The 244-nt window shown below is 65.6% G+C and carries 1 protein-coding gene; it reads left to right on the plus strand.

Annotated elements, in window-relative coordinates; all coding sequences use genetic code 11:
- Nucleotides 1-244 (plus strand): cbb3-type cytochrome c oxidase subunit I (locus WH85_RS46470; RefSeq protein WP_045748628.1); only part of this gene is annotated, 244 nt, incomplete at both ends.

Below are 244 nucleotides of genomic sequence, written 5' to 3' on the forward strand. Positions count from 1 at the left end.
CATGACGATGTTCCGGATGCCGATCTTCACCTGGAACATGCTGGTCACCGCGCTGCTGGCGATCCTGATCTTCCCGTTCCTGGCCGCCGCGCTGTTCGCGCTGGCCGCCGACCGGGTGCTCGGCGCGCACGTGTTCGACGTGGAGACCGGCGGGCCGATGCTCTGGCAGCACCTGTTCTGGTTCTTCGGGCACCCCGAGGTGTACATCATCGCGCTGCCGTTCTTCGGCATCATCACCGAGGTC

The sequence above is a fragment of the Actinoplanes rectilineatus genome (assembly GCF_000962825.1).
GTDB classification, from domain to species: Bacteria; Actinomycetota; Actinomycetes; order Mycobacteriales; family Micromonosporaceae; genus Actinoplanes; species Actinoplanes rectilineatus.